The sequence below is a fragment of the Micromonospora sp. NPDC049089 genome (assembly GCF_040648775.1).
Classification (GTDB): Bacteria; Actinomycetota; Actinomycetes; order Mycobacteriales; family Micromonosporaceae; genus Micromonospora.
Window position 1 is genome coordinate 1 of the sequence record NZ_JBEZEH010000090.1, and the last position, 25645, is coordinate 25645.

Here is a 25645-nt window from a genome sequence, read left to right on the forward strand (position 1 = left end):
CTGCCGGCCAGCCCGGCCAGGATCCGGGCCGCGCCCCGGCGCAGCACCGCAGCGACCGGGCGGGGCACCGGCGGCAGGGGCGAGTCCGGCACCGCTCAGCGCGGCCTGCCTTACGCGTCGCGTCGGCGCAACGCCGCCCGGCCCAGCAGCAGTGCGGCGGCGGCCCACCCGGCGAGCAGGAGCAGTCCGACCACTGGCGGGTACGGCTCGGTGTCGCCGGCCAGGAAGTGCCCGCCGGCCACGCCGGGGAACACGTCGGCGATCCGGTTCAGCACGTCGATGTCCGGCTCCTGGAGCGACAGCGGCACGATCATCAGGGTGGCGAGGAGGACGGTGAGCGTGAGCACCGCACTGCGGAGCGCGGCGCCGAGGCCCAGGGCGAGCACACCGACCAGCGCCAGGTAGGTCGCCACCGCCACGATGTCGCCGACCGTGTCGGCGGCGGGGGCGCTGCCCCACTCGCCGAGCACCGGCCGGGCGACCAGGGCGCCGACGCCGCCGAGCAGCAGCCCGAGCGCGAAGGTGACCGCCCCGGCGACGGCGGCCTTGGCCAGCAGTACGCGACCGCGGGACGGGGTGCACTGCAGCGTCGTACGGATGGTGCCACTGGTGAACTCGGCGGTGATCGCGAGCAGGCCCAGCGCCAGCACCACGTACTGGGTCAACTCGACCGAGCTGATGAGCACGCTGCCGACGGTGACGATTCCCCGGTCGTCGGTCGGGTCGTCGTTGGTGTTGTCGTTGGCGGCGTAGATGGCCAGTTGACCGGCGCTGGCAGCCATCACCAGCAGCCCGGCCAGTGCCGTCCACCAGGTACTCCGGACCGAGGAGAGCTTGGTCCACTCGGCGGCCACCGCGCCGTGGCGGGTGCTGGTGCTGGTGTTGGTGCTCATCGCGCCCCACCTCCGGTCGGGCCACCGGCGTACTCGACGCTGTCGGCGGTCAGCTCCATGAACGCCTGCTCCAGCGACGCGGCGTGTGCGCTCAGCTCGTGCAGTCGTACCCCCAGTTCGTGGGCCAGGTCGCCGACCTGGTCGGCGGTGGCGCCGGTGACGGTCAGCTCGTTCCGGTCGGCCGCCTCGACGCTCGCCCCGGCGGCCGTGAGGCGCGTGGCGAGCGCGGCCAGCCCGTCCGGGTGTGGGCTGCGGACCCGGACCGCGACAGTGCTGCGGGCGATCACCTCGCCGATCGGCTCGTCGGCGAGCAGTCGCCCCCGGCCGATCACCACGAGCTGGTCGGCGGTGAGCTGCATCTCGCTCATCAGGTGGCTGGACACGAAGATCGTCCGTCCCTCGTCGGCCAGTGAGCGCATCAGCTGCCGCACCCAGCGCACCCCGTCCGGGTCGAGTCCGTTCACCGGCTCGTCGAACATCAGCACCGGCGGGTCGCCGAGCAGCGCGCCGGCGATGCCGAGCCGTTGGCCCATGCCGAGCGAGAGCGTCCGCCCCGGCTTGGCGGCGGCCCGCCCGTCCAGCCCGACGGTGTCCAACACCTCGTCGACCCGGCGGGTCGGGATGCCGTTGCTGTGCGCCATGGCCCGCAGGTGCGCCCGGCCGGACCGGGCCGGGTGGATGGCCCGGGCGTCGAGCAGCGCGCCCACCTCGTGCAGCGGCCGGCGCAACTCCCGGTACGCGCGCCCGCCCACCAGGGCCTGCCCGGCGGTGGGACGGTCCAGCCCGAGGATCATCCGCATGGTGGTGGACTTGCCGGCGCCGTTGGGGCCGAGGAAGCCGGTGACCCGGCCGGGCGCGATGTCGACTGTCAACGCGTCGACGGCGACGGTCGACCCGAACCGTTTCGTCAACCCACGTAAAGTGATCATGCGCTGACGCTAGGCGAGCGGGCTGCCGCACCGCCGCACCCGAACGGCACCACTCACCCCTGACTTTCGTCAGGTCGGTGACGGGCTGATCACCGTACGTACTGCTCCAGCAGCGCCGGGGTGAGCCCGGCCCGGTGGATCGCCTTCAACGCCGCGAGCAGGTCGTCCATCAACGCCGGTCGGAAGTGCATCAGCAGCACGTCGCCGGATTGGACCACCTTCTCCGGGGTCTGGTAGCGCACCTTCCCCTCGTGGACGGTCTCGGTCCAGTGGAAGACCGCCTTCGCGCCGCAGTCGTGCGCGGCCTTCAGCGTGCTGCTGTCATGCTCACCGAACGGTGGCCGGAACAGGGTGGGTCGCTTGCCGAACAGCTCCTCCAGCCTGTCGGCGGCACCGCAGATCTCCTGCTTCTGGTAGTCGTACGAACGGCCGGCCAGCGAGTTGTGGTGGATGGTGTGGTTCTCCACGACCCCGCCCACCGCCTCGATCTGCCGGAAGTAGTCGGTGTGCTCCGCCGCCGCCGGCGAGTTGAGGAACAACGTCACCGGGATACGCGCCTCCCAGATGAAGTCGATGACTTCCGGCGGACGGGCCAGCCCACCGTCGTCGATGGTGATGAAGGCGACCTTCTGGTCGGTCGGCAGGCGATGCCAGAAGGCGGCCGAGCCGGTGGTGGGCAGCGGTACCGGTTGCGGCAGTGGCGCCTCGGGGAACGTCGGCACCTGGGACACGTACCAGGCCAGGCTCTTGAACGGGGGCTTCGCGGTCGGGGACGGCGAGGCCGAGGGGGTCGCCGCCGGGACGGACGGACTCGGCTCGGCCGCGGCGACCTGCCGAGCGTGCGCCGGGTGGCTCGGGCCGACTGTGCAGGCAGTCAACGCCAGCAGGGCCAGAAGCGTTACGACGGCAGGGATCCGACGGGTGGGGGTGGCTGACACGCCCGAAAACATACCGAGCGGATGTCAGGATCCGGTCAGCCCGGTGTCCGCGGTGCGGCGGCGGACCACGAACGCGTCAGGCATCCGGAAGGTGAGATTGTCCGGGCACCAGGGCGGACGGAGCACTGTCACCCCGTCCAGCAGCGGCGCGGCCTCGGCCACCACCACGGCCGCCTCCATCCGGGCCAGCACGTCCCCGACGCAGCGGTGCGCGCCCGCCCCGAACGCCAGGTGCCGGCGTGATCCACGCTGGCCCGGACGGAACTCGTCGGGCGACTCCACGACCGCCGGGTCCCGACCGGCGCGGCCCAGCCACAGCACGAGGCTGCTGCCCGCCGGCACCCGCGTGCCGCCCAGCGTGCTCTCCGTCGCCGCCACCCGCCGCCAGGTGACGATCGGTGGTTCCAGCCGCAACCCCTCCTCCACCACGTCGGCCACCGCGACCTCGCCGCTGCGCAGGCCGGCCCGGACGGCCGGCTCGTCGGCCAGCCGGTGCAGGAGCAGGGTGAGGAACTGCGAGGTGGTCTCCTGCCCGGCGACCAACAGGAAGAAGAGCGCGCCGACCACCACGTCCGGCGGGTGCCCGGCCGACCGCAGCTCGGCGGCCAGACCGCCACCGACGGCCGCGAAGTCACGCAGCACGCTGTGGAACCGGCCCACCTCGGTGGCGAGCGCCAGCTGCCGGTCGGGGTCCAGTGGCGCCCAGAACAACTCCAGCGCGGCGCGGGCGAACTCCTTGACCGCGCCGACCGACGCGTCCGGCAACTCGACCAGCCGGGCCAGCACCAGCAGCGGCAGGTCGGCGGCGAGGTCCGCGTACAGGTCGACAGGCGAGCCGGCGTCGAGCGCGGCACCGATCCGGGCGACCCGGTCCCGGACCAGCGCGGTGAGCCACTGCCGTTGCGCGGCCACCCGGGCCGGGTGCAACGCCTCCGCCACGATGGCCCGGATCTGCGGATGGCTGGCGCTCGAGTTGTTCGCCAGGGTCGGCGGCAGCCGGAACCGGTGCCCGGCGAGCACCCGCAGCGCGGTCACCGGCATCGGAGTCACCGCGTCCAGCGCGTTGTCAGGTCGGTAGGTGACCGGGTCGGCGAGGACCTCGCGGACCAGCGCGTGCCGGGTCACGACCAGGTGGGTACCGCCGACGTGGTCCGGCACCCGGGCCACGTCCGGCCATGCGGGGTCGGCCACCTGCGCCCAGCTGCGGAACAGCACCCGGACACGCTAGCCGGAGGCCCCCGGCAGCCCGGCGCGCAGCCGCCAGACGGTGGTGCGCTTCACCCGCACACTCTCCAACGCCTCCGGCACCGGCACGTCGTACCCGGCCACCTCGTCGAAGCGGTCCCGGGGCAGGAACGCCCGGCCGGGGTCACCGACGAGCGCCGGCGCGCCGGCCCGGGCGGCACGCAGCAGGAACCGCAGGACCCGGCGGGCCATCGCCTCGCTGTAGAAGACGTCTCCGGCGAGCACCACCTCGGCGTCCCCGGCGTCGCCGTCGAGGATGTCGCCGAACTCGGCGTCGACGCGTACCCCGTTGGCCTCCGCATTGAGGGCGACCGCCGCCACCGCCAACTCGTCCACCTCGACGGCCCGCACTGACGCCGCGCCGGCGCGGGCCGCGGCGATGGCCACCAGGCCGGAGCCGGAGGCGAGGTCGAGCACCCGCCGGCCGGCGACCAGCTCCGGGTGGTCGGTGACGTAACGGGCGAGGGCCTGCCCGCCGGCCCACGCGAACGCCCAGAACGGCGGCGGCCGGTCGCTGGAGAACTCGCCCTCGGTCAGCTCCCACAGGCCGATCGGCTCGTCCGCCTGGTGCAGCCGCACCTCAGGTACGAAGGGGACCGGGGCCAGCCGGGCGTGCAGCCGGACGAACGTGCTGGAGAGCTCGGACACGGCGTGATTGTCCCAGCGGCCCGACTCCCGGCGTGTCGCGGGGGAGTGGTGACCGGTTCACCACGGTCGGTGAAAACCCACCCCGTCCTTGCCGTCCGGTGCGAACACACCCGTCTGGTCGGTGCCGTCCCCCGCTTCTAGCGTTGCGGGGTGGAGGCGACCGAACGGAGGACGGCGGTGGTGACGGTGTGGCGGTATGCGCTGAGGGCAGGGGTGGTGCTGGCCTGTCTGAGCGGGGTGGAGCTGGCGGCGGCTGCCCCGGCACAGGCGGCCTTCACCACCGAGATGAGCGGCCTGCCGGGACGGTTCACCGCCGGTGAGCAGGTGCGGACGATCTCCGCGGTGGTCTCCCAGACGGACCGGCGCGCCAGGTGCGCGAAGGTGCGCTGGTCGATGGTGCTCAGCGTGCAGGGCGGCCTGCGGCTCGACCAGGTGAAGATGGATCGGGTGGAGGAGACCGGCGACTTTCCGCTCCAGATCCGCACCGAGGGTGACACCGCCCGGCTGACCGACCGGCAACTCGACCCGGGCACGCTCTGCCCGGGCCGCACTGTCACGGCCCGCTACCGGGTGGCCTTCGCCGAGGACGTCACCCAGGGGCGGGTCACCCTCGCCGCCGAGGCGTACGACGCCAACCTGCGCCTGCTGGCCCGGCAGACCGCCACCCGTTCGGTGGTGGGGGTGAGCGGCGTACCGACCAGCACCCCGAAGCCGACGAAGACCCCGCCGGAGTCCACCGAATCCGCCAGCGCGCCGACCGAGGACGAGAGCACGGCGACGGAGGAGGCGGTCGGGGAGTACCCGGCCGAGGCCGCGCCACCGGCAGCCAACCGCCCGGTCTCGCAGTCCGGCGCGTTCGGCGTGGTGCAGGCCGCGTTTCTCCTCGGCGGGCTGCTGCTCTTCCTCGGGGTGGGGCTGCTGCTGCGGCTGCGGCACCTGACCCGGGCCGCGCCCGGGGACGCCGACGGGGGCGACGATCCCCCGGTGGACCGGCGCTGGGAGCGCCCGGCCGTCGCCGACCCGTGGAGTCGAGCGCACCGCTGATCGAGGGTCCGCGACGGGAGCCGTGCGGCGGTAGCGCTGACCCGCGCTGATCGGGGGTCGGTGGGGCCGGCGGACATCCGCCGGCCCCACCGTGTCACTTCGAGAACGCCTGGAACTCGGCGATCCGGACCTGGCTCCGGGCCGGGCTGGCGGTCGCGCAGTCCGTCGTCGTGGCGGGGTCGTCGTCCTGCTCGCCCGCGTAGTTCGGGCCGCCGGTGCACTGGCTCGCCAGCACCTCAAGACGCAGGTGGGTGGCGAGGGTGGTGGGTACCGCGAACGTCCGGAGGTTGATGTCGCGGCTGTACGCCCGGTACGCCCCGCCGGGGAACGCGTCCCCCGCGCTGGTGTAGATGCGCTGCCAACGCGCCGGATCCGCGCAGTCGGTGGTCGTCGCGTTGCAGGCGGACACCGCGAACGAGCGCAGGGCACTGAGCGCGTTCTGCGCGCCGGTGTCGGCGTCGCCGGTGATCGCCGGGCGCAGCATCGCGCTGACGTTCACCCGCTTGACCGTCTGCGGGGCGTCGCCCGCCAGCGCCACTGTGAGCTGCCGGCCGGCCACCCCGTCCAGGGACGCCCAGTTCGTCGCCTCCGTGTCGTCGACGACCCGGTCCAGGTTGACCCCGTCGCCGGTGACGGTGGCGCCGGAGGCGGTGGAGGCGAGGTTGCGGCTCATCCGCAGGTCGACGTACCCCTCCTGGCCGGCTCGGGCCACCACGCTGAGCCGCTGGTGCCCGAACCCGGGGGCCACGGCGAGCAGGTCGTACGTGCCGGCCACCATCTCCACGGTGTCCGGGATCGGCGTCGCCGGGTCGGTGTCGGCCACCGGCACGGCCCGCGCCTCGTACGCCCCCACGTACACCCGGATCGGCGCTTCGGCGCTGTCTCCGCGCGGGCGCAGGGTGAGCGTCGCGTTGCCACCGCGCGGCGACGCGAAACTCGGCGTCGGGTCGGTGTCGCCGGCACCGTTCGTGGCGGCGTCCCGGCCCATTCCGGAGCGGGCGAACTCGGCCCAGATGAGGTCCTGATTCGCGCCGCCGAAGCGGAGCAGGTCGGCGGTGAGCATGTTGTCGCGCATGTCGAGCATGCTGACCTGGCTGGCGGCCTGGAGCAGGAACGAGTCGAAGACCAACTGTGACCAGCGCCGGTTGCCCGGGCACTGATCTGCCGCGACCTTGCCCAACGCGCAGTCGAGCTGCCGTTGCGGGGTGCCGAGGCCGTACCGCTTCACCAGGGCGGAGCGGACCCGGAAGTTGGTGGCGCCCCAGATCTCCCCGTCGGCGTGCACGGCCGGGCCGGCGGTGTTGTAGCCGATGTCGGAGTAGTTGAGCGGGCTGCGGCTCAGGTCGTAGTTGCGGATGCCGCTGACCAGGTTGCCGGTGACGTAGCCGCCCGTGATGAAGGGCGTCTCGCCGGGCGCGCGCAGCCCGTGCTGGAAGAGGTACTCGGCGGCCAGCAGGTCGCCCCAGGACTCACCCATCGACCCGCCCTGGTGGCCGCTGATCCCGCTGTCCGGGCCGGCGATCATCCGGTTGGTGATCGCGTGGGTGTACTCGTGGCCGATCACCGTCATGTCGTAGTCGCCGTCCACGCACGGCGGGTACGGCCCGCCGGCCTGCGGCTGCCAGAGGTACATGTTGGTGGTCGGCGGCAACCCGTCGCGCGGGGTGCCCTGGTTGGCGTTGTTCCGGTTGCCGGTCAGCGCGCCCTGCTGGGCGCGGCCCTGCTCGGCGTCACCGCCCAGGCCGGACGGGGTGAGGTTGACCGCCTGGAGGTTCCACGCCGACTCGGTGAAGCCCAACTGGTACGACCAGTCGTGCATCCGGTTGTGCATGGCGAAGAGGTTGGCGATCGACGCGTCCGCGTCGTTGCGCTGTGCGGAGGTGAACACCCCCGGGTTGCACTTCGCCTGGTGCCACTGGTCGGTGAAGGGGTACTCGTAACGGCGTTCCGGGCTGGTGGGGGCCGGCACGACCGGGGTGCTCGCACCCCAGGACAGCACCGTGTTGGCCGAGTTGCCGCGCGAGGTGAAGGTCGGCGTACCGGTGGCCGCGTCGACGTCCCACGGTTGGCCGGTGGCCGGGTCGCGGAAGGCGGCCTGGCAGCCGGGGGCCGGGTCCCCGCACCAGCGCACCCGGGGGTCCTGCCCGGGGCCGAGGTCGCGAGGCGGGGTGGCCGGGAAGACCGCCCAGCTCGGGTTGTCGGAGTCGAAGTCGACGAGGTCCTCACGGACCAGCACCTGCCCGGTGCTGCCGTCCACGTAGCTGGTGAACGCGACCGGGTGCTCGGTGTCCGCGCCGATCATGGTCACCTCGTAGGCGGCCCGTGGCCCGTCCAGCGGGGTGGGCACGGCCACCGACCGGATGGTGTGGCTGGCCACGGCGTCGGCGGTCAGCTTGGCGTCGGCGAGCGCGGCGGCGTACGCCTGCTCCGCGGTGCGGGTGGCCGGCGCCGGCGTGCCGGTGTCGCGGGCCAGCGAGGAGCTGACCGAGAGCACCGCGCCGTCGGCGACCGCGAGGGTGACGAGGCCGTCCGGCCCCGCGGGCAGGTCGCCGAAGCGTTGCCGGAGGGTGACGACGGTGCCGCTGCCGATCGGTCGGACCAGCACCCGTTCCATGCTGGCCACCGTGGCGGCGTCCATGCCGAACAGGTCCTGGTTGGCGGCCAGGTAGGCGCGGGCGGCGGCCTCCGGGTCGGCGGGCAGCCCGCTAGCCCGCGGGCTGCGGCCGGGGCCGAGCGCCTGTGGGGTGCCGAGCCGGTTCCACCGGACATCGGGGTCGACGGCGCGGGCCAGGCCGCGTTGGCGGGCGTCGGGTGCCGCCGTACCGGCGCGGTTGTCGGCGTCGGCGGGGGTGTGCCCCTCGGCGAACGGCCCGGAACGGCGCTCGGCGGATGTCGCGCCGCCGGTGGGGGCTGCGGTGCTCACGCCGGTGGGGAGCAGCGCGGCGACCGTCGCCGTCGTCGCCAGGATGGCGATGAGCCGGCGTCGACGCCGGCTCATCGGGGGTGACCACTCCGGTTGTGGCACGGGACCTCCTCGTGGGAGCGGGATGGCCGGCGAGTCGCCGACCACAGATGCGCGGTGACGCATGCGCATCTGTGGATATCAGTCTCCCGAGGTCACGGCAAGGTCCGGAGCCGCTGTCGCACCAACAGATCGAGATTCGCTCAGGCGGTCGGCGCCCAGTCGGGGTCGCGGCCGAACGCGGCCAGCAGGTGGTCCTGCTCGTCGGCGTCGTCGGGCACCTGTACGCCGGTATGGACCAGGTCGTTGCGCCGGTAGGCGTCGATCTGGCCGGCGAACCACTGGGCGGCGGCGTGCACCGCGTCCGGGTCGAGCCGTGGCTGCGCGCCGATCGCCACCGCCACGTCCCAGCCGTGCACGAGGTGCTCGGCGAGGAGTTGCCGGAGGTACTCGGTGGCCGGGGTGTCGCCGCCGGAGAGGTGCACGGTGCGGTCGATCGCGCCGGGGTGGGTGGCGGCGATCTCGGCCTGCGCGGCGGCCTCCCGAGCCGTCGCGATCGGGTCGGCGCCGAGTTGGTCACCGTCGAGCCGGTCGCCGACCTCGTCGATGGTCCGGCCGGCGAGCAGCGGAACGCTCCACCGGTCCTCGGTCACCACGTGGTTGACAAGCGTGCGGAGGTCCCAGTCCGAGCAGGGTGTCGGGTCGGACCACTGGCCGGGCTCGATCTGATCCACCCGGTCGATGAATTCGGCCAGGCTCCGGCGGTACGCCTCCAAGAGGTCCATGCCGCCGATTGTTCCGGTCGACGGGGCGGACTGAGTCCGTTTTGCCCGGCTCGGTGCGGGGATCGGTGCTGGCCACCCCAGCTCAGTCGAGGTCGGCCGGGTCCAGGCCGAGCTCTCGGGCGGTGACCAGCCGGACCCACTCGCCGAACTGGCGGCGGGAGATCACCCGGTCGTGCACGGCGAGTTGGACGGCGAGGCCGTCCATCACCGCGCTGATCCGCCACGCGGCCCCGTCGGCGTCGGCGCACTGGAAGGTGCCGTCGGCCACCCCGGCGGTGATCACCGCGGCCAGGTCCTGTCGCCAGCGCAGGTCGAGCCGCCGAGAGACCTTCTCCAACTCCGGGGTACGCAGCGACTCGGACCAGCCGTCGATCCACATGGACCAGGACGTCGCCCGCCCGGCCGGGGTGTAGAGCTTGAGGATCCGGCGGAGCTTGGTCAGCGGTGGGGCCGAGGAACGGGTCACCGCGTCGAGCCGGGCCAGATCCTGCTCGACCGCGTACGCGAAGGCCTGCGCGAGCAGCCGTTCCTTGGTGGCGAAGTGGTAGAAGACCAACGCTTGACTCACGCCCGCGGCATTCGCCACGTCCGCTGTCCGGGTGTTGGCCAGACCGCGCTCCACGATCACGTCGCAGGCGGTGCGCAGCAGGGCATCCAGGCGGATCTCGGCCGCACGTCTCGTCACGACCGTTACCGTAGCCCATCCGACTGAACACGAACAGTTACCACCACGCGCCGATCCACGCCGTGGCAGTCGGAAGCCGGACACTTCTTTCGCGTGTCGTCCGTCGTTCCACGGAGAGTGTTCACCGAGGTCCGCTGCCCGGTGCCGGGTCGTCGAGACGTCGATGGTCAGGTATGCGACGCGATGATGACGATCATTGCCGAGGAGTGTCGGAGCGTGACGGTCGGCGCCGGATTCAGATGCCAGGCCAGCCACCTAGGATGCCCGTCGGGGGTGACTCCGCTCCAGCCCCGGCCACCCGGGACGCGCCGAGGCGACCCCGAGTTGGCAGTCAAACACCTACTCGGCTAAAGTTCTCATCCGTCACCCGGGAACGTCCGGGGGCGTGCGGACGTAGCGCAGCTGGTAGCGCATCACCTTGCCAAGGTGAGGGTCGCGGGTTCGAATCCCGTCGTCCGCTCGGAGCTGCCGCCACGTATGACGGGGGCAACCTCGGTGGGGTGGCCGAGAGGCGAGGCAACGGCCTGCAAAGCCGTGTACGCGGGTTCAAATCCCGTCCCCACCTCGGCAACAAGCACGGGCGATTGGCGCAGTGGGAGCGCGCTTCCTTGACACGGAAGAGGTCACTGGTTCAAACCCAGTATCGCCCACCAGAGGAGAACGGCTCGTCACCGGAAGACCCGGTGACGAGCCTTTTCGCTTGTGGTGCCACGTCATCAGTCGACGCTGAGCCGGTAGCCGACGCCTCGTACGGTGTGCACGCGCAAGGCGTCGTCGACGGCGTGCAGTTTGCGACGTAACCGCTTCACGGCCGAGTGCAGACTCGACGTGTCGCCGAGGAACGCGCAGCCCCAGACCGATTCGAAGAGTCGTTGGTACGTCCAGACTCCGACCGGTGCGGTGGCGAGTTGGGTGAGCAGGTTGCGCTCGAGTCGGGTCAGGCTCAGCCGTTCTCCGCGCCACGTCACCACATGGTCGAGCGGGTAGATCTCAAGATCACGCAGGCTGATCCGTTCCGGGGTCACAGCAGGCGCGGCCGCGGCCCTCGGTGCGGCGGTGGCCTTCACTGCGAGGGCGGGTTCGGCGGCGGCTTCGGGGGCGGCGGCTTCGGGGGCGGCGGCTGACGCGCCAACGGTGCCGGGCGCGGAGGGGCTGAGGAGTGCGGCCGGCCCGTTGACCATGGGCGGGCCGATCATCGCCTGCAACTCGGCGAGATCGGTGCAGATGACGAGAGTGCCGAGCCCGTCGAGTCGCCGCACCATTCGCTCGCGTACCGACACGTCAGCGCTCACGCAGAATACGAGGGACAAATCGTCGACCATCGTTCCCCTTCCCCAGGTGCCACAGGAAAGACAACGCTGTCTGACCGCCGTAGTCAATGGTTTCGCCGGCAACCATCGCCTTCCGGCCCGCACCATCCGAAGATCGCGCTGGATCCTGGATGTAGTGGTATCGCACCGTCGATGAGGCCACTACATCCAGGATCCAGCACGATCATGGCGGCGGGCGGCGGGCGGCGGGCGGCGGGCGGCGGGCGGCGGGCGGTGCGGGCCGGTTCAGAAGGTCAACAGGCGGAACTCGCCCACCGGCTGGAAGCCGAGGCAGCGGTAGACCGACTCACCGACGGCCGACGAGGTGAGCGCGGCGGTGCGGGCGCCCCGCTCGGCAGCCAGTTCGAGGGCGGCCCTGGTCATGGCCGCGCCGATGCCTCTGCGGCGCTGTTCCGGCTGGGTGCCGACGAAGTAGAGGGTGACCAGACCGTGGCTGATCCAGGCGACGGCCGTCGCGACGATCCGGCCGTCATCGAGGCGGCCGGCCAGCCGCAGCACTGTGCCCTCTCCGGTGAATGCCTTCTCCCGTTCGATCGTCGCCGCCACGCCGTCCGCTGGGATTCCGGACACCCGGGCATAGGCCGGGACGAACGTGGCGAGGTCGGTGGTCTCGGCGATCCGCACACCGGCCGGAGTCGGCACCTCCGCCACCGCCCCGATCCCCACGGTCATGATCGGCATCCGGGCGACCTGCGCCGCGCCGAGGGAGACCAGGCCGTCCGCGGTGCCGGCGTCGCTGTCCGGGCCGACCCACCAGATCCGGGGTACGCCGTGCAGGCGCTTCCGGGCCTCGCTGAGCGCGTCCTGCGGTGTGCGCCCGACCACCCGCAGCACGCCGTTGAGGGGTGCGTGCGGCACCTCACTGCGGTAGGTCGGGAGGTCCGGCCCGCCGGCGACGCCGATGTTCCAACCGAGCAGGTACGTCCGGTGCGCGGCCAGGACCGTGTCGAGAGGCTCCATGATCTGGATCGTAACGCGGGGGCGGCAACCCCCTCGGCCAGCGGAAACAGGCACTGTGGACGGCATCGCCGGCGGCGGCCGGCACCTCGTCTGCCTCGTGTCTCTCCTGCCCCGCCAGCGATCGCGTCTGCGGACGGGCCGGCCGCCGTCGGTGCGGCGGCCGGCCCGTATGCGCTGTGTGTCTGGCGGCTCCGCCAGCGGTGGTCTGGCGACTCCGCTAGCGGTGGACCTGTCCGGGTCACAGCGGCGGGGCGATGTCCCGCCGTTCCTCGACCTGGCGGTACTCCACCGGCTGCTCGGTGGTGGTGACGACCTGGCGGCGGCGACCCCAGATCAGCGTGGTCATGATCAGGCCGAGCACGCCGGCACCCATCAGGATCCAGCCGACCACGTCGAGGTTGATGCCGCCGACGCTCGCGTCCAGTGCGAAGGTGAGGATCGCGCCGAGCGCGATCAGGAAGATGCTGGTGCCGATACCCACGACAGCCTCCTTAGGGGGTGTGGTGCGCTGTCGGATCGTTCAGTACCCCAGCCGGCACCAGCGCAACCGCGACCGGCCAGGGTGCCGTTCCAAGCGATCTTGGCATCGGGTAGAGTTCACCTGTCGCCGGCGCTTGCCGGGGACGTGCGGACGTAGCGCAGCTGGTAGCGCATCACCTTGCCAAGGTGAGGGTCGCGGGTTCGAATCCCGTCGTCCGCTCGCGATGTGCCCCCTGGGGCCGCCACGGGCGATTGGCGCAGTGGGAGCGCGCTTCCCTGACACGGAAGAGGTCACTGGTTCAAACCCAGTATCGCCCACCATCCACACAGAGCGATCAGATGGCCCGTTGCCGGATATCCGGTGACGGGCCTCTTTCTCCATGGGTGACCATCGGTCATTCGCCGGCGCGGAGTACCTCGCTCAGCCGGTCACGTCGCCGCAGCGCCGACTCGACGGGTACGACGGTGGCCGCCGCCGCCAGCAGCGCCACGCTCACCAGGCCCAGCAGCCACCACGGCAGGACCGCCGCCGGGTCGGCGGCCTGGCCGGTGAGCAGCCGCAGGTCGAGCGGGCCGAGCGCCAGGCGGGCGAGCACGGCCCCGAGTAGCGGACCGCACACCGCGGTGACCACGACCGGCGGAAGCAACTCGCCGGCGGCGACCCAGCGGACGTCGCGTGGCCGCAGGCCGAGGGTCCGCAGACGGGTCAGGGTCTGCCACCGCTGCGACGCACCGGCGGCGGCGGCGAGCGTGAGGCCGAGCAACCCCAGCGCCAGCAGCACCGCGGCAGCTGTCCACGCCAGCCGTGTCAGCCCTGCCGTCAAAGGAGCCACCCGCTGCGCCCGCAGGACGTCCGTACGCAGCACGACGTCGGAGGCGACTCCGGTGTTCGACACGGCCCGCCCCGCGCCGGGACCGGTCACCCAGACGGTGTTCGCAACGGCGGGCAGCCCGGCGTCGGCAAGGGCCGTGGCGTCCACTATGACGACGTCGTCGACGCCGCCGACGGAGGGAGCGGTACCGACGGCGGCGAGGCGGATCGCCGGTGCGCCTTTGCGGGGGAGTTGCAGCCGCGAGCCGGTACGCAGATCGCCGGCTTTCGAGCGGACCAGCGCCGGGACCTCCCCGGGGCCCGGACCGGGAGCCGTGAGCCGTGCCAGCGCCGGCGCGTCGGGCAGCGGTGTGGTGGCCAGCAGGTGCTGGAACGCGGCCGCGTCCACGATGACCAGGCGTGGGGTGAGCAGCGTCGATTCGGCGAATACGCGTGCCGAGTCGGTCACCTGCGCGACGACGACCTGCCCTACCCCGGGTGCGGCGGCGATGCGCTCGGCGAGTGCGGGCGTGGCGGTTTCGGCGTCCGCGCCGACGTCGAGGCGGGCGTCGGCGCCGACGGTGCTCCACGCGCCGTCGGTCTGGCCCCGGGTGACGGTGGCGCCGAGGATGAGCGCGAACGACGCGAGCGCCGTGGTGCTGACCAGCACCAGCAGGGGCAGCGCGCGTCCGGCCGTTGTGGTCGCCTGGGCGGCACTGAACACGGCCAGGGGGCGGCGTGAGCGCAGGGCCTGTCGGAGCGCGAACCGTGCCCCGAGGGGCAGTAGCCGGAGCAGGACGAGCGCGCCGACGAGCGCGCCCAGGGAGAGGGTGCTGATCGGCAGGATCAGGTCGCCGGTCAGTTCACCGGTGTCGCCGTCGGAGGCGGCGGGCACGAGCCCACGCTGGTGCAGTGTGACGAATGCGGCGATCGCGGCGATCAGGACAGCGGCCTCCACGGCGGCGCGGCGCAGCTGGCCGGTGGCCCGGATCCAGCGCCGAGCGGCCGGGTTGGCGGGTTGGCGTCGGTCACGGCTGGCGCGGGCGGCGGCGAGGGTGCCGAACGCCGGCCCGGCGACGGCGCCGGCCAGGACCACGGGAACGGCCCAGGTCCAGGCGACGCCCGGAGCGGCCGCGCGTGCGAGTGCGAGCCCGACGGCGGCGGCCGACAGGGACACCACTGCGGACTCGATGACCAGTTCCGCGCCGAGGTCGGGGAGCGCCGCCCCACGCTGCCGGGCGATGCTCAGCACCGGGGTGCGGCGGCGGACCAGCAGGTCGGCGGCGAGCAGCAGGACCAGCACCGCCGCGGTGAGTACGCCGGCGAGCAGGATGGCGGCCTGTGCCGCAGCGGCGTTGTTGCGGGTACGGGCGTCGCGCAGGACGGTGTCGAGCTGCGATTCCCACTTCAGGGACTGGTCGCGGTCGCTCGACGAGCCGGAGGTCGCCTTGAGCTTGACCACCTGGCTGGCGAGCGACGTAGTGGAGTCCGAGGTGAGCGCGTCGGGAACGGGTGCGAAGTGGACGGTGCGTCGCAGTTGGTCCTCGTCGACGGCGAGCCGTGCGTCCGGTAACGAGTCGCGCGACAGCAGGCCGTTGAACCGGGTGGTCCCGACGCCGTCGGCGCCGGGTACGGGGCGCAGCAGTGCCGGGGCGAGTCGCCAGGTCGGGTCGGCGCTGTCCGCGGGTCGGTAGATCCCGCTGACCCGGACGTCCTTGTCGCCACCCTGGCCGTCCTTGACCGGGATCCGGTCGCCGGGGTCGAGGTCGAGTGCGGCGGCGTCCGCCTCGGAGAGGCCGATCTGCACCGGCCAGGGGGGTCCGTCGTAGGGGACCTCGACGTACTCGTCGGAGACGGCGGGACCGGGCGGGCTGCCGGCGATCCAGGTGACGTCCGGGCCGCCGAGGTCACTGGCCAGGTAGGTGAACTGGAAGGTACGCGGCACGTTGCCGTCGGTGATCTTGAGGATCGGGCCGTTGACGACGGCGACGGGCGGAAGCAGCGCGGCGTCCAGGTCGGGCCCGAGCGCGGACGTCGTTCGGGCGAGGAAGGCGTCGACCGCCTCGGCGAGGTTGGGCATCCGGACCCGACCACCGGTCGGTCCGTCGTCGCGTTCCCAGTCGGCGTGTGCCAGGACGTTCGAGTCGGTGCCGGCGTCGCGGACCGTGCCCTGCACGGCGTTGTCGGCGGCGGCGCGCAGCAGCGGCGGTACGGCCCCGGCGAGCAGCGTGACGGTCGCGATGACGGCGGCGGTGAGCAGCAGCGGCCCGACGTCGGTGCGGCCACGGCTGCGGACGCTGGGCCAGTGCGGCGTCGGCCACCGGCGGGTCAGCCACCGGTTCACGGTGCCACCCGCAGGTGCGCGGCATCGGCCCGGCGGACCTGGACGGTGACCACGACGGCGACCGCCAGCACGCATCCGGCCAGCAGGACGGCGAGCAGTGCGGTCTCGGCCGGCCACGGCCAGTGTGGTTGGGCGACCGGGACGGGCGCCGCGCCGGTGTCGGAGCGCACCAGCAGGGGAGCGACGACGCGGGTGGCGAGCGCGCCGACGGCCGTGCCCGCCGCGAGCAGGGGCAGCAGTACGCCGGCGTGCTGGCCGAGCAGCACGGCCCGGATGTCGCGCCGGGACATCCCCAGGCCGCGCAGCCGCGCCACCTCGACGGCGCGGACCTGCAGATCACAGGTGACGTGCAGGACGACGCCGGCGAGCAGCAGCAGGGCGGCGGCCGGGACGATGAGCCGGAGAGCTGCCGGCAGCCCGGCGCTCAGCGGGCCGTCGGTGAGACGGGCGGTCTCCGCCTCGCGGGTCGCGACGGTGCCCAGGTGCAGGGCGGTGGCCCGCTCGGCGGCACCGGGCTCGGTCGGGCGGCCGACCCACCAGGCGTCGACCGGGAACGTCAGGTCGCCGGTGACGACGCGTGCGCGGGACAGCGTGTCCAGGTCGGCCAGCACGGCGGCGGCGCCGGGGGCGGACGGTACGGTCGGGATGACCTCGGTGACGACGACCGGGACGGGCGTGATGCCGACCGTGACGCTGAGTTCGCTGCCGCGTTCGGCGCCGACCTCGCTGGCGAAGTGGTCGGAGACGGCGACGGGCACCGGGCCGGGGTCCGGGAAGGCGGTGGCGACGAGGGTCAGGGCGGCGTCGTCGGCGCCGGCAAGGTCGACTGTCGTTGCCATCCGCAGCGCGGTTCCCGTCGGCGTGGCGGACATCATGACCGTCGGGTCGACCAACCTGCCGGGGACCGGCGGCGCGGACGTGGCGGTCCAGTCCGACCCGTCGGTGGACCTGTCCTGCGACCCGGCGGGTGGCACGGTGAGCGTGACGGCGACGGCGACGCGTCCGCCGACCGGGTCGGCGGCGATCGGCAGGGCGACCGCGACGAGCCGCAGTCCGTCGGCGGACGCGCAGTCGGGCAGCCGAACCTCCCGACCGTCGAGCGGTACGGGGGGACTGGTGCAGGACGTGCGCAGGCCGGTGGCGTCCTGCAGCAGCAGTTGGGGCGTCACGGTGAGCGGGGTGCCGCCGGAGGCGGTTCCGCTCAGGACGAGCGGGGCGCCGGCCGGGACGGGGAGGCCGGTGACCCGGGTGCGTGGTGCCAGCGCGGTGCCGACGTCCGCCCATCCGCGCTCGTTGTCGAGCCGCCCGCGTAGCAGCGCGTCGGCGCGGGTGGTGTCGACGGCGACCAGACGCGGCGCGTCGCCGGCGGTGCCGAGCCACTGACCGACCGTGGTGCCACGGTCGAGGGCCGGGCTCACCGCCCCCGTGGTGGCCGCGCTGACGACAGCGCCGTCTCCGGCCACCGGCGCCGTGCTGAGGGTGAGTGCCAGGTCGGTGCCGACGGCGAGCGCGGCCTGGTCGCGTTGCGACTGGTGCCACGTGCTGTCGAAGGCGAGGCCGAAGGTGCCGGCCGCGCAGGCCAGCCCGACGAGCAGACCGGCGGCGACCGCTTGTGGCCGGCGGGCAGCCTCGGAGACCGCCAGCGGAAGCGCCAGCCCGCGGGCGCGGTACGCCAGCCGGTCGGCACCGCGCAGGGCGGGGAGTACCACCCGGAGAGCCAGGGCGGCACCCGCGGTGAGCAGCAGTGCCGGCGCGAGCACCCGGACCGCGTCGGCGCGTGGGCTGGCGGTGGTGGGCTGCGCGTACAGCTGCCACCACCCGAGGGCGGCGAATACCGCGAGCAGCAGGTCGGCGCCGGATCGGGCCAGCAGTTCGCGGCGGGTGCGCCGCTCGCCGGCCGCCGGGACCGGTCGGATCGCCAGGACGGTGAGTACGGCGGCGAGCACCAGCGCGCCACCGACGACCGCGAGGACCTGGACGCTGGAGACGGCTGGCCGGACGGTCAGGCCGGCGTCGTCCAGCGGTGGCAGGTGGGTCAGACCGGCGTGCAGGGCCGACGAGGCAGGTATCGCGAGCGCGACGGCGACGGCGGCGACGAGCCCGGCCTCGAGTGTCGCGGTGGCGGCGAGCTGGCGACGGCTGGCGCCCAGGGCGGCCCGCAGGGCGGTCTCGTCGGCGCGGATGCCCGCGGTCAGCCGGCCCGCGAGGACGAGTGCTGTCGCGGCCAGGACACCGCCGAGGACGGCGACGGCGAGCACGACGGCGGCGGTGACGTGCCGTTGGTCGTCGGCGGCCCGCAGGGTCAGCGGCAGGTCGGAGGCGACCCGTGCGAGCTGGACGCGCTCGCCGAGGGTGCCGGCCAGCCGGCGGTCGGCGTTGTCGACGGCCCCGGCCACGGTCTCCAGGTTGCTGCGGTTGTTGTGGGACAGGTCCGGATGGGCGGTGACCTCCATCCGGTCGACTGTGGCGCCGGTGGTGAGCAGGTCGGCGAGGTCGACGAGGAACGGGCCGTAGGCGTTGACCGGCTGCATGAAGCGGCCGTCCCGGTAGCCGATGGCGGAGCCGGCCGCGGCCAGCGGGTCACGGTCCCAGCCGCGTCCCGCGAGGGGGCGCACCACACCGACGACTGTCACGTCGATGGCCGGGACGGGCGCGTGGGCCAGTTCGGCGTCGAGGCGTACCCGGTCACCGGGGGTGAGGCCGAGCAGTTGTGCGGTGGACTCCAGCAGCACCGCGTCGCCCGGGTGCTGTGGCCAGCGCCCGGTGACCAGCTCGGCTCGGGTCGGCAGGTCGTCCAGCCCCGACAGGTAGGCCTGCGGCGGGACTGTGGTGCCCGTGGCGAGCGTGGGCGGCAGCGCCCGCAGCACCGTCGACGCCCGCGCGGTTGTCGTCACCGGGATCGGTGCGAGCGTGGAGGCCACCACGGTACGGGTGTCGGCGGCGACGGACTGCGTGTCGCGGCCCTCGACGGTGCCGGTGTAGACGGTCACGTCGACGTCGGCGGGGGCGGCGCGAGCCATGGCGACCTCCAGCGCCCGCTCGGCGGTGCGGGTGACGAGCAGGGTGCAGGTGCCCAGCAGGGTCGCGCCGATCGTGACGACCCCGAGGAGGGCTGCCAGCAATGGCCACTGCGCGCGGGCGCGCCGGCTGACCAACCTCATCGTCGCGTCACCCGGCGTCCGGCACGGGTACGTACGGCTGCCCGGCCGCCTGTTCGTCGAGGTGCCCGTCGTGGATGCGGATCACCCGGTCGGCCAGGGCCATCATCACCGCGTCGTGGGTCGACACCAGTACCGTGACGCCCTCGGATTCCACTATCCCGCGCAGCAGCGCCATCACCGACAGGCCGGTCTCGGCGTCCAGTTGCCCGGTGGGCTCGTCGGCGAGCAGGAGCTTGGGTGAGGCGGCCAGCGCGCGGGCGATCGCCACCCGCTGCTGCTGGCCGCCGGACAGCTCGGCCGGCCGCTGCCGGGCGTGGTCGGCCAGGCCGATCAGCTCCAGCAGCAACTCGACCCGCCGCTCGCGCTCGGGTGGGGCGACGCGGGCCATCCGCAGCGGGGCCGCGACGTTCTCCGCCGCCGACAGCACCGGGATCAACCCGAAGCTCTGGAAGACGTACGACACCTTCTCGCGTCGCAGCCGGGACAGGCCGTCCTCGTCGAGCGCTGTCACGTCGGTGCCGTCGACGTGCACGGTGCCGGCGTCCGGGCGGTCCAGGCCACCGATGACGTTGAGCAGGGTGGTCTTGCCCGAGCCGGACCGGCCGACCAGCGCCACCATCGAGCCGGCGGCCACGTCGAGCGACACGCCGTTCAGGGCGTGCACGACGGTCGGCCCGGTACGAAAGCGCCGGTGGACGCCGCGGACGCTCAGCAGCGGCTCGCTACTCATTCGCCGCTTCCCGAGTCGGGGTGGATCGTGATGTGGTCGGGTTCCAGGGCCAGCCGGACCCGTCGGGTCAGCGCCAGCGCCTGGCGGAACTCGCGGGGCACCTGGACCCGCCCGGCCCGGTCCATCACGGCGTACTCCTCGGCGATCATGTGCGTGTCGCCCTCCGCGTCGGTGGTGGTGCGGCGCAGCACCTCGCTGCTGGTGCGTCCGTCCCGGATCGCGACGGTCCGTTCGACCTGGCCGCTGACCTCCGGATCGTGGGTGACCACGACGACGGTGACGCCGTAACGCCGGTTGACATCGCGCAGCACACCGAAGACCTCGGCGGACGTGGCGGCGTCCAGCTCGCCGGTCGGCTCGTCGGCGAGCAGGACCCGCGGCTGGTTGGCCAGCGCCACCGCGATCGCGACCCGCATCTGCTGCCCTCCGGAGAGTTGCCCGGGGCGGCGATCGGCGCAGTCGGCGACACCGAGGCTGTCCAGCAGCTCGGCCGCGCGGTCCCGGCGTTCCTGCTTCGGGGTACGGGCCGCCGTCATCGGCAGGTCCACCATCTCCCGTGCGGTCAGGTAGGGGATCAGGTTGCTCGCCGTCTGCTGCCGTACGAACCCGACGGTGTGCCGTCGGTAGTCCACCCGGTCAGCGCGGGACATCGCCAGCAGATTCCACTCCTCGACCCGGACCCGCCCGGCGGTGGGGGCGTCGATGCCGGCCAGGATGGAGAGCAGTGTCGACTTGCCCGATCCGGAGGCACCGACGACGGCGACCAGCTCACCGCTCTTCACGGCCAGGTCCAGTCCCTGCAGTGCCTGCACCTCGATCGAACCGGTCTGGTAGATCCGCACCAGGTTCTCGCAGACGATGAGCGCGTCGTGGCCGAACTCGGGTGCCCGCGCGGAGGGCTGCGGCAGGGACAGCGGGGTGCTGGACATTCCCTGCTCCGTCCGGGTTGTGCTGAGGCAGATTGAAGCAGTTTCGCAATCGGCGGCTTCGTTGACCATGCCCGGGGTGGCTTTCCTGCATTCTGGGCGGGGGGCTACCGTCGCGACCCTCCCACCCGCCGAGGCCGGTTTCGCTGTGGCGGGTCGTGAACCTGCCGGGCTTCCACGCCGACTGAACAGGCGAAGGAGGGCCGATGAGCGATGAGTTGCTGGTGGTCCGCTGCCAGTTGGGTGAACGGGAGGCGTTCGCCGAGCTGGTGCAGGGTTGGCATCCGGCGGTCGAACGGTACGTCGGGCGGATGCTCGGTGGGTCCGACGACGATGTGGTGCAGGAAATCTGGTTGGCGGTCTTCAAGGGGTTGCCGACGTTGCGGCAGCCGGACCGGTTCACCCCGTGGCTGTTCATCATCGCCCGGCGGGCGGTGATGAACCGGCTGCGGGACGCGTACGCCCGCCCGGAGCCCGAACCGATCGACGACCTGCCCGGCGGCGACGAGGCGCAGGAGGTCGTCGACCGGGAGACGCTGGCCGGGGCGCTGGCGGCGCTCCCCGCCCGGGAACGGGAGGTGCTTCTGCTGTTCTACCTGGAGGACCAGCCGCTGGACGCCTGCGCGCTGATCTGCGGCGTACCCGTCGGCACTGTCAAGTCGCGGCTCAACCGGGCCCGCAGGTTGTTACGTCACGAGCTGGTGCGGAAGGGGTACGAGGCATGACTCCGGAAGAGGTGCTGGCGCGACTGGACGCGCCGTTGTCGCTGCGCAGGCGGGTCGGCTACCTGGCCCTGGCCTTCACCGGTCTCACCGCGAGCGCCCTGATCGGCCTGCTCTGGGCCACCGAGCCCGGGTTGCCGACGCGCACCAACGTGGCCTTCGCCGTCCTGGTGGCGATCGGCCTGTGCTGGGCGGTGTTCGGTGGTTGGGCAGTTACTCGACGGACTCCGCTGTTCGCCCGGGATCGCGTGGTCGCCGGCTGGCTCGGCGTCGGAGCCTGGCTGGCATTCAGCGTTGGCGCGCTGGTCATCAGCCTGCTGCGACACGAACTGGAGCCGGCGCTGCTGGGCGTTGTGTTCCTGCTCGGCGCGGTGGCGGCCCTGAACCTGCGGGCGGCCCGTCGGGCGCGTGCGGCGCTGCTGCGCCGCAGGAGGGTGCTGGCCGGACCGGCGACCGGCAGCAGGTGAACGGCGGCATCACCGTCCGGTTCTGCCACGGGCAGATCCGCTGCCGGCGAACGGGGGTGCCCTTCGCCGACCGGTGCCAGCAGGGTGGAGCGCATGAGACTGCTGGTGCTGGGTGGTACGGGATTCGTGGGCGGGGCCACCGTCGCCGAGGCGGTACGCCGCGGCTGGTCGGTGACGGTGTTCAACCGAGGGCTGCACGGCACGGTGCCGTCCGGCGTACACCGGTTGCGGGGTGACCGCACCGCGCCGGACGGTCTGGCCGCGCTCGCCGACGGCGAGTGGGACGTCGCTGTGGACACCTGGGACGGTGCGCCGAGGGCCGCCGGCGACGCCGCACGCGCCCTGGTCGACGCGGTCGGCCACTACGTGTACGTGTCCAGCGGCTCGGTCTACACCGACCATGCCGCAGCGGGGTTGCACGAGGACTCCCCGGTGGTGGACGCCGACCCGGGCTCCGTCGACGGCGACTACCCGCAGCTCAAGGCCGGTGCCGAGCGCGCCGTGCGGGAAGTGTTCGGCCGGCGTGCGCTGGTCGCCCGGGCCGGCCTGATCCTGGGCCCGGGCGAGGACATCGGCCGGCTGCCCTGGTGGCTTCGGCGCATCGAGCGGGGCGGGGACGTGCTCGCCCCCGCCCCGGCCGACCTGCCGGTGCAGTACGTCGACGTCCGCGACCTGGCGGGGTGGATGCTGGCCGCGGGCGCCCAGCGGGTGGGCGGCACGTTCAACGCGGTCGGCCTTCCGACGCAGACCACGATGGGCGAGCTGCTCGACGCGTGCGTGGCCGCCACCGGTGCCGACGCTCGGTTGCGGTGGACGGATCCGGCGGCGATCCTCGCCGCCGGGGTGCAGCCGTGGAGCGACCTGCCGATCTGGCTGCCGCGTGGGCACCCGTCCCGGGGGTTGCTGGAGCGGGACGTGACCCGGGCCCTCGCTGCCGGGCTGACCTGCCGGCCGGTGGCCGAGACCGTCGCCGACACCTGGCGGTGGCTGCGCGAGGTCGGTGCGGTTCCGCCGCGCGCCGGGCGACCGCACCGCAGCTCGATCGGGTTGAACCCGACAGTGGAGGCCGCCGTGCTCGCCGCCTGACCGTGCCCCGGCGGGTCAGGCGGGCACCACCGGCAGGTCCAGCACCTCGTCGACACCACGTCGGGGGGTCGGTCGACCCGGCTGGCCGTACCCGATCCGCAGCACCATCTGCGGTGTGCCGAACCGGCCCAGTGCCTGCCGCAGTTGCTCCCGCGCGGTGGGCACCTCGATCGGCTGGGAGAGCATCGACACGCTGAGCCCGGCGTCCGTGGCGGTGAGCAGCAGGCGTTGCAGGGCCTGCCCGGCGATCACCTGGTCCACGGCGGTGTTGCCCGCCGAGCCCAGCACCCCCACCAGGGGCTCCGGTTCGAAGTCCCGCCCGGGGGCGCGGTCGCGCCCACCGTAGCCGCGCGTCGGGAGGACGTCCTGCGGCTCGCCCTGCGGTCCTCCGGCTGAGACGGGTACGCCGTCCGGGGTGGACTCCCGGCGCAGCCACCGATCCCGTTCGGCCCGGTACGCGGGGTCGCGCTCCAGCACCCGGTGCGCGCTGCGCGCGATCTCCCCGAACGCGGAGACCGCGCTCACCCCGATCAGCAGCTCCAACCAGCACTGCTCGGCACGGGCCGCCTCGCCGAGGCGCCAGCGGGCGTCGGCCGGCACCGGGTCCGGCCAGAACGGCAGGCGGTTGCTGAACCGGCGCGGGATGGCCCCGTGCAGGCTCTGCTCGGCGGGGGTGGGTCGACGCAAAAGGTCCGGTACCAGCCGGGCCAGCAGGTCCGGCTCGGCCGGGTCGGGGCGCAGCCGCACCCGGGCTGGGACTCCTGCCACGGCCAGGGCGATGCGCAGGTTGAACAACGCCGCGCCGCAGGCGATCCGGACACCCCACCCGCTCGGGTCGGTCGCCGGCAGCCGGCGGGCCGGGTCGGCCAGCACCTCGATGCCGCCGTCGCGCAGCCGTAGCCGCCACGGTTGGGTGTTGTGCAACGACGGTGCCCGGACCGCGTCCACGGCGGCGGTCCGCAACTGGGCTGCGGTGTAGCCGATGTCCATGTCGGTGCTCCTCTCCCGCTGGGCCGGCGGCGGGTGGTGCCGCTGTGCTGGCGTACCTCCACGGTCCGTCGTTCGGTCGTCGCCCAGCAGGGCCGGACGTCCCGACCAGTCGGGTCCGAGCGCCCGCTCGTTCCGTGCCGATCGGGACCTTCGGCCCGTGCGGTGGGCCACGGGCAGCCTGTAGAAACGAGGGATGATCCGGGTTTTCCTCCTCGACGACCATGAGGTCGTCCGCCGTGGCCTGGCCGACCTGTTGCAGAGCAGCGGCGACATCGAGGTGGTCGGCGAGTCCGGCTCGGCGCAGGAGGCGGCCCGCCGCATCCCGGCGCTGCGGCCCGACGTGGCGATCCTCGACGCGCGGCTGCCCGACGGCAACGGCATCGACGTATGCCGCGACGTCCGCGCCGTCGACTCGTCCATCAAGGGGCTGATCCTCACCTCGTACGAGGACGACGAGGCGCTGTTCGCAGCCATCATGGCCGGTGCCGCCGGGTATGTGCTCAAGCAGATCCGTGGCACCGACCTGGTCGACGCGGTGCGTCGCGTCGCGGCCGGGCAGTCGCTGCTCGACCCGGCGATCACCACCCGGGTGCTGGAGCGCATCCGCAACGGCGTCGAGCAGCCGCGCGAGCTGAAGTCGCTCACCGAGCAGGAACGGCGGATCCTGGAGTACGTGGCCGAGGGGCTGACCAACCGGGAGATCGCCGGTCGGATGTTCCTGGCGGAGAAGACAGTGAAGAACTACGTCTCCAGCGTGCTGGCCAAGCTGGGCCTGGAGCGCCGCACGCAGGCCGCCGTTCTGGCCACGCGTCTGCTCGGCAAGGCGCCCTGACCCGGGTCGCGGGAGTCAGTCGCGCAGCGGCACGGCCCAACACACCTCGGTGCCGCGCGACTCGGCCGCGGTGACAGTGAAGGTGCCGTCGAGGCGGCTGGCGCGTTCGCGCAGGTTGACCAGGCCACCCCGGGCGGCGGCCGGGTCGCAGCCCACCCCGTTGTCGGTGACCGTCACGGTGACCTGGCCGGAGTCGACGCGTACGGCGACATCGACGCGGGTGCACTGCGCGTGGCGGACCACGTTCGACAGCGCCTCGCGCAGCACGGCGGTGAGGTCCGGGCGGATGGCGTCCGGCACGGCGCTGTCCACCGGCCCGGAAAGCTCCAGGTGCGGCTTGAAGCCCAGCGCTTCGGCGGCGGCCTCGACCGCCGCACGGATCTCGGTGCGCAGCTCCGAGGTCATCGGCGTACGCAACTCGAAGATCGTCCGGCGGATGTCGCGGATGGTGGCGTCCAGATCGTCGACGGCCGCGTTGATTCGCTTGGCCACCTCAGGGCGGGCCATCGGTGCGGCGCTCTGGAGTTGCAGGCCGGTGGCGAAGAGTCGTTGGATCACCACGTCGTGCAGGTCGCGGGCGATCCGCTCGCGGTCCTCCAGGACCACCCGCAGTTCCCGTTCCTCCTCGCCGCGCGCCCGGTCCAAGGCCAGCGCGGCCAGCCCGGCGAAGCTGCCC

General features: G+C 73.3%; 22 protein-coding genes and 5 tRNA genes. 10 read left to right on the forward strand and 17 right to left on the reverse strand.

From position 1 onward, the window contains the following. Window positions 1–110: 110 nt before the first annotated feature. The 5 genes from AB0B48_RS17185 to AB0B48_RS17205 form a co-directional block, all read right to left on the reverse strand. A complete protein-coding gene (locus tag AB0B48_RS17185) occupies window positions 111–893 on the reverse strand; it encodes an ABC transporter permease subunit (protein WP_357202199.1) in 783 nt (260 codons plus the stop codon). Continuing rightward, window positions 890–1822: an ATP-binding cassette domain-containing protein gene (locus AB0B48_RS17190; RefSeq protein ID WP_357202201.1), complete on the reverse strand. Its 933-nt coding sequence runs from the start codon at window positions 1820–1822 to the stop codon at window positions 890–892. The genes AB0B48_RS17185 and AB0B48_RS17190 overlap by 4 nt, the downstream gene beginning before the upstream one ends. A gap of 89 nt (window positions 1823–1911) precedes the next feature. Beyond that, window positions 1912–2760 (reverse strand): polysaccharide deacetylase family protein, encoded by an 849-nt coding sequence (locus AB0B48_RS17195; RefSeq protein WP_357202204.1) that lies wholly within the window; start codon window positions 2758–2760, stop codon window positions 1912–1914. A gap of 24 nt (window positions 2761–2784) precedes the next feature. Then, on the reverse strand, window positions 2785–3975 hold the full coding sequence (locus AB0B48_RS17200) for a cytochrome P450 (RefSeq protein ID WP_357202207.1): 1191 nt from the start codon (window positions 3973–3975) through the stop codon (window positions 2785–2787). 9 nt (window positions 3976–3984) lie between these two features. Beyond that, complete coding sequence (locus AB0B48_RS17205) at window positions 3985–4653, reverse strand: 50S ribosomal protein L11 methyltransferase (RefSeq protein ID WP_357202210.1); 669 nt, start codon at window positions 4651–4653, stop codon at window positions 3985–3987. Between the two features lie 150 nt (window positions 4654–4803). Here AB0B48_RS17205 and AB0B48_RS17210 point away from each other — a divergent pair, with 150 nt between their 5' ends. After that, window positions 4804–5697 (forward strand): hypothetical protein, encoded by an 894-nt coding sequence (locus tag AB0B48_RS17210; RefSeq protein ID WP_357202213.1) that lies wholly within the window; start codon window positions 4804–4806, stop codon window positions 5695–5697. A 94-nt stretch (window positions 5698–5791) separates the two neighbouring features. On the opposite strand, the gene AB0B48_RS17215 is transcribed toward AB0B48_RS17210, so the two are convergent. The 3 genes from AB0B48_RS17215 to AB0B48_RS17225 all read right to left on the reverse strand — a co-directional run bounded on the left by AB0B48_RS17215 (window position 5792) and on the right by AB0B48_RS17225 (window position 10129). Next, the gene (locus tag AB0B48_RS17215; RefSeq protein WP_357202215.1) at window positions 5792–8722 is read right to left on the reverse strand and encodes a M36 family metallopeptidase; all 2931 of its coding nucleotides are present in this window, start codon (window positions 8720–8722) and stop codon (window positions 5792–5794) included. A 140-nt stretch (window positions 8723–8862) separates the two neighbouring features. Continuing rightward, window positions 8863–9444: a TIGR03086 family metal-binding protein gene (locus tag AB0B48_RS17220; RefSeq protein WP_357202218.1), complete on the reverse strand. Its 582-nt coding sequence runs from the start codon at window positions 9442–9444 to the stop codon at window positions 8863–8865. An 82-nt stretch (window positions 9445–9526) separates the two neighbouring features. Then, window positions 9527–10129, reverse strand: a complete 603-nt coding sequence (locus tag AB0B48_RS17225) for a TetR/AcrR family transcriptional regulator (RefSeq protein WP_030336107.1) — start codon at window positions 10127–10129, stop codon at window positions 9527–9529. 387 nt (window positions 10130–10516) lie between these two features. On the opposite strand from AB0B48_RS17225, the gene AB0B48_RS17230 reads away from it, so the two are divergent. The 3 genes from AB0B48_RS17230 to AB0B48_RS17240 all read left to right on the forward strand — a co-directional run bounded on the left by AB0B48_RS17230 (window position 10517) and on the right by AB0B48_RS17240 (window position 10782). After that, window positions 10517–10589: transfer RNA gene (locus AB0B48_RS17230), tRNA-Gly, on the forward strand. 34 nt (window positions 10590–10623) lie between these two features. Further along, window positions 10624–10694: transfer RNA gene (locus tag AB0B48_RS17235), tRNA-Cys, on the forward strand. A gap of 13 nt (window positions 10695–10707) precedes the next feature. Then, a tRNA-Val gene (locus AB0B48_RS17240) sits at window positions 10708–10782 on the forward strand. A gap of 63 nt (window positions 10783–10845) precedes the next feature. Here the strand turns inward: AB0B48_RS17240 and AB0B48_RS17245 are convergent. The 3 genes from AB0B48_RS17245 to AB0B48_RS17255 form a co-directional block, all read right to left on the reverse strand. Further along, on the reverse strand, window positions 10846–11421 hold the full coding sequence (locus tag AB0B48_RS17245; protein WP_357202220.1) for a winged helix-turn-helix domain-containing protein: 576 nt from the start codon (window positions 11419–11421) through the stop codon (window positions 10846–10848). 264 nt (window positions 11422–11685) lie between these two features. Continuing rightward, window positions 11686–12420, reverse strand: a complete 735-nt coding sequence (locus tag AB0B48_RS17250; protein WP_357202223.1) for a GNAT family N-acetyltransferase — start codon at window positions 12418–12420, stop codon at window positions 11686–11688. Between the two features lie 238 nt (window positions 12421–12658). Then, complete coding sequence (locus AB0B48_RS17255) at window positions 12659–12901, reverse strand: DUF6458 family protein (RefSeq protein WP_091400768.1); 243 nt, start codon at window positions 12899–12901, stop codon at window positions 12659–12661. A gap of 146 nt (window positions 12902–13047) precedes the next feature. On the opposite strand from AB0B48_RS17255, the gene AB0B48_RS17260 reads away from it, so the two are divergent. Together AB0B48_RS17260 and AB0B48_RS17265 are read left to right on the forward strand one after the other, a co-directional pair. After that, a tRNA-Gly gene (locus tag AB0B48_RS17260) sits at window positions 13048–13120 on the forward strand. A gap of 26 nt (window positions 13121–13146) precedes the next feature. Next, a tRNA-Val gene (locus AB0B48_RS17265) sits at window positions 13147–13221 on the forward strand. A gap of 74 nt (window positions 13222–13295) precedes the next feature. On the opposite strand, the gene AB0B48_RS17270 is transcribed toward AB0B48_RS17265, so the two are convergent. The 4 genes from AB0B48_RS17270 to AB0B48_RS17285 are packed head-to-tail and all read right to left on the reverse strand — an operon-like array spanning window position 13296 to window position 20875. Further along, window positions 13296–16055: an FtsX-like permease family protein gene (locus AB0B48_RS17270; protein WP_357202226.1), complete on the reverse strand. Its 2760-nt coding sequence runs from the start codon at window positions 16053–16055 to the stop codon at window positions 13296–13298. Further along, the gene (locus AB0B48_RS17275; protein WP_357202229.1) at window positions 16052–19216 is read right to left on the reverse strand and encodes an ABC transporter permease; all 3165 of its coding nucleotides are present in this window, start codon (window positions 19214–19216) and stop codon (window positions 16052–16054) included. The genes AB0B48_RS17270 and AB0B48_RS17275 overlap by 4 nt, the downstream gene beginning before the upstream one ends. Before the next feature lie 7 nt (window positions 19217–19223). Next, a complete protein-coding gene (locus tag AB0B48_RS17280; protein WP_357202232.1) occupies window positions 19224–19946 on the reverse strand; it encodes an ABC transporter ATP-binding protein in 723 nt (240 codons plus the stop codon). Then, complete coding sequence (locus AB0B48_RS17285) at window positions 19943–20875, reverse strand: ABC transporter ATP-binding protein (protein WP_357202235.1); 933 nt, start codon at window positions 20873–20875, stop codon at window positions 19943–19945. The genes AB0B48_RS17280 and AB0B48_RS17285 overlap by 4 nt, the downstream gene beginning before the upstream one ends. Before the next feature lie 203 nt (window positions 20876–21078). Here AB0B48_RS17285 and AB0B48_RS17290 point away from each other — a divergent pair, with 203 nt between their 5' ends. From AB0B48_RS17290 to AB0B48_RS17300, 3 genes are all read left to right on the forward strand, one after another. Further along, window positions 21079–21597 carry an RNA polymerase sigma factor gene (locus AB0B48_RS17290; protein WP_357202238.1) on the forward strand — a complete coding sequence of 173 codons (519 nt, stop codon included), beginning with the start codon at window positions 21079–21081 and terminating at the stop codon, window positions 21595–21597. Continuing rightward, window positions 21594–22061 (forward strand): hypothetical protein, encoded by a 468-nt coding sequence (locus AB0B48_RS17295; RefSeq protein WP_357202241.1) that lies wholly within the window; start codon window positions 21594–21596, stop codon window positions 22059–22061. Before AB0B48_RS17290 ends, AB0B48_RS17295 begins: the two co-directional genes overlap by 4 nt. A gap of 93 nt (window positions 22062–22154) precedes the next feature. Next, window positions 22155–23147 (forward strand): NAD-dependent epimerase/dehydratase family protein, encoded by a 993-nt coding sequence (locus AB0B48_RS17300; RefSeq protein WP_357202244.1) that lies wholly within the window; start codon window positions 22155–22157, stop codon window positions 23145–23147. Window positions 23148–23162: 15 nt separating this feature from the next. Here the strand turns inward: AB0B48_RS17300 and AB0B48_RS17305 are convergent, their stop codons facing one another. Continuing rightward, window positions 23163–24137: a nitroreductase gene (locus tag AB0B48_RS17305; RefSeq protein WP_357202247.1), complete on the reverse strand. Its 975-nt coding sequence runs from the start codon at window positions 24135–24137 to the stop codon at window positions 23163–23165. Between the two features lie 193 nt (window positions 24138–24330). On the opposite strand from AB0B48_RS17305, the gene AB0B48_RS17310 reads away from it, so the two are divergent. Beyond that, on the forward strand, window positions 24331–24969 hold the full coding sequence (locus AB0B48_RS17310) for a response regulator transcription factor (RefSeq protein ID WP_124860098.1): 639 nt from the start codon (window positions 24331–24333) through the stop codon (window positions 24967–24969). Window positions 24970–24984: 15 nt separating this feature from the next. Here AB0B48_RS17310 and AB0B48_RS17315 read toward each other — a convergent pair. After that, a partial coding sequence (locus AB0B48_RS17315; protein WP_357202250.1) for a sensor histidine kinase occupies window positions 24985–25645 on the reverse strand: 661 nt, incomplete at its 5' end.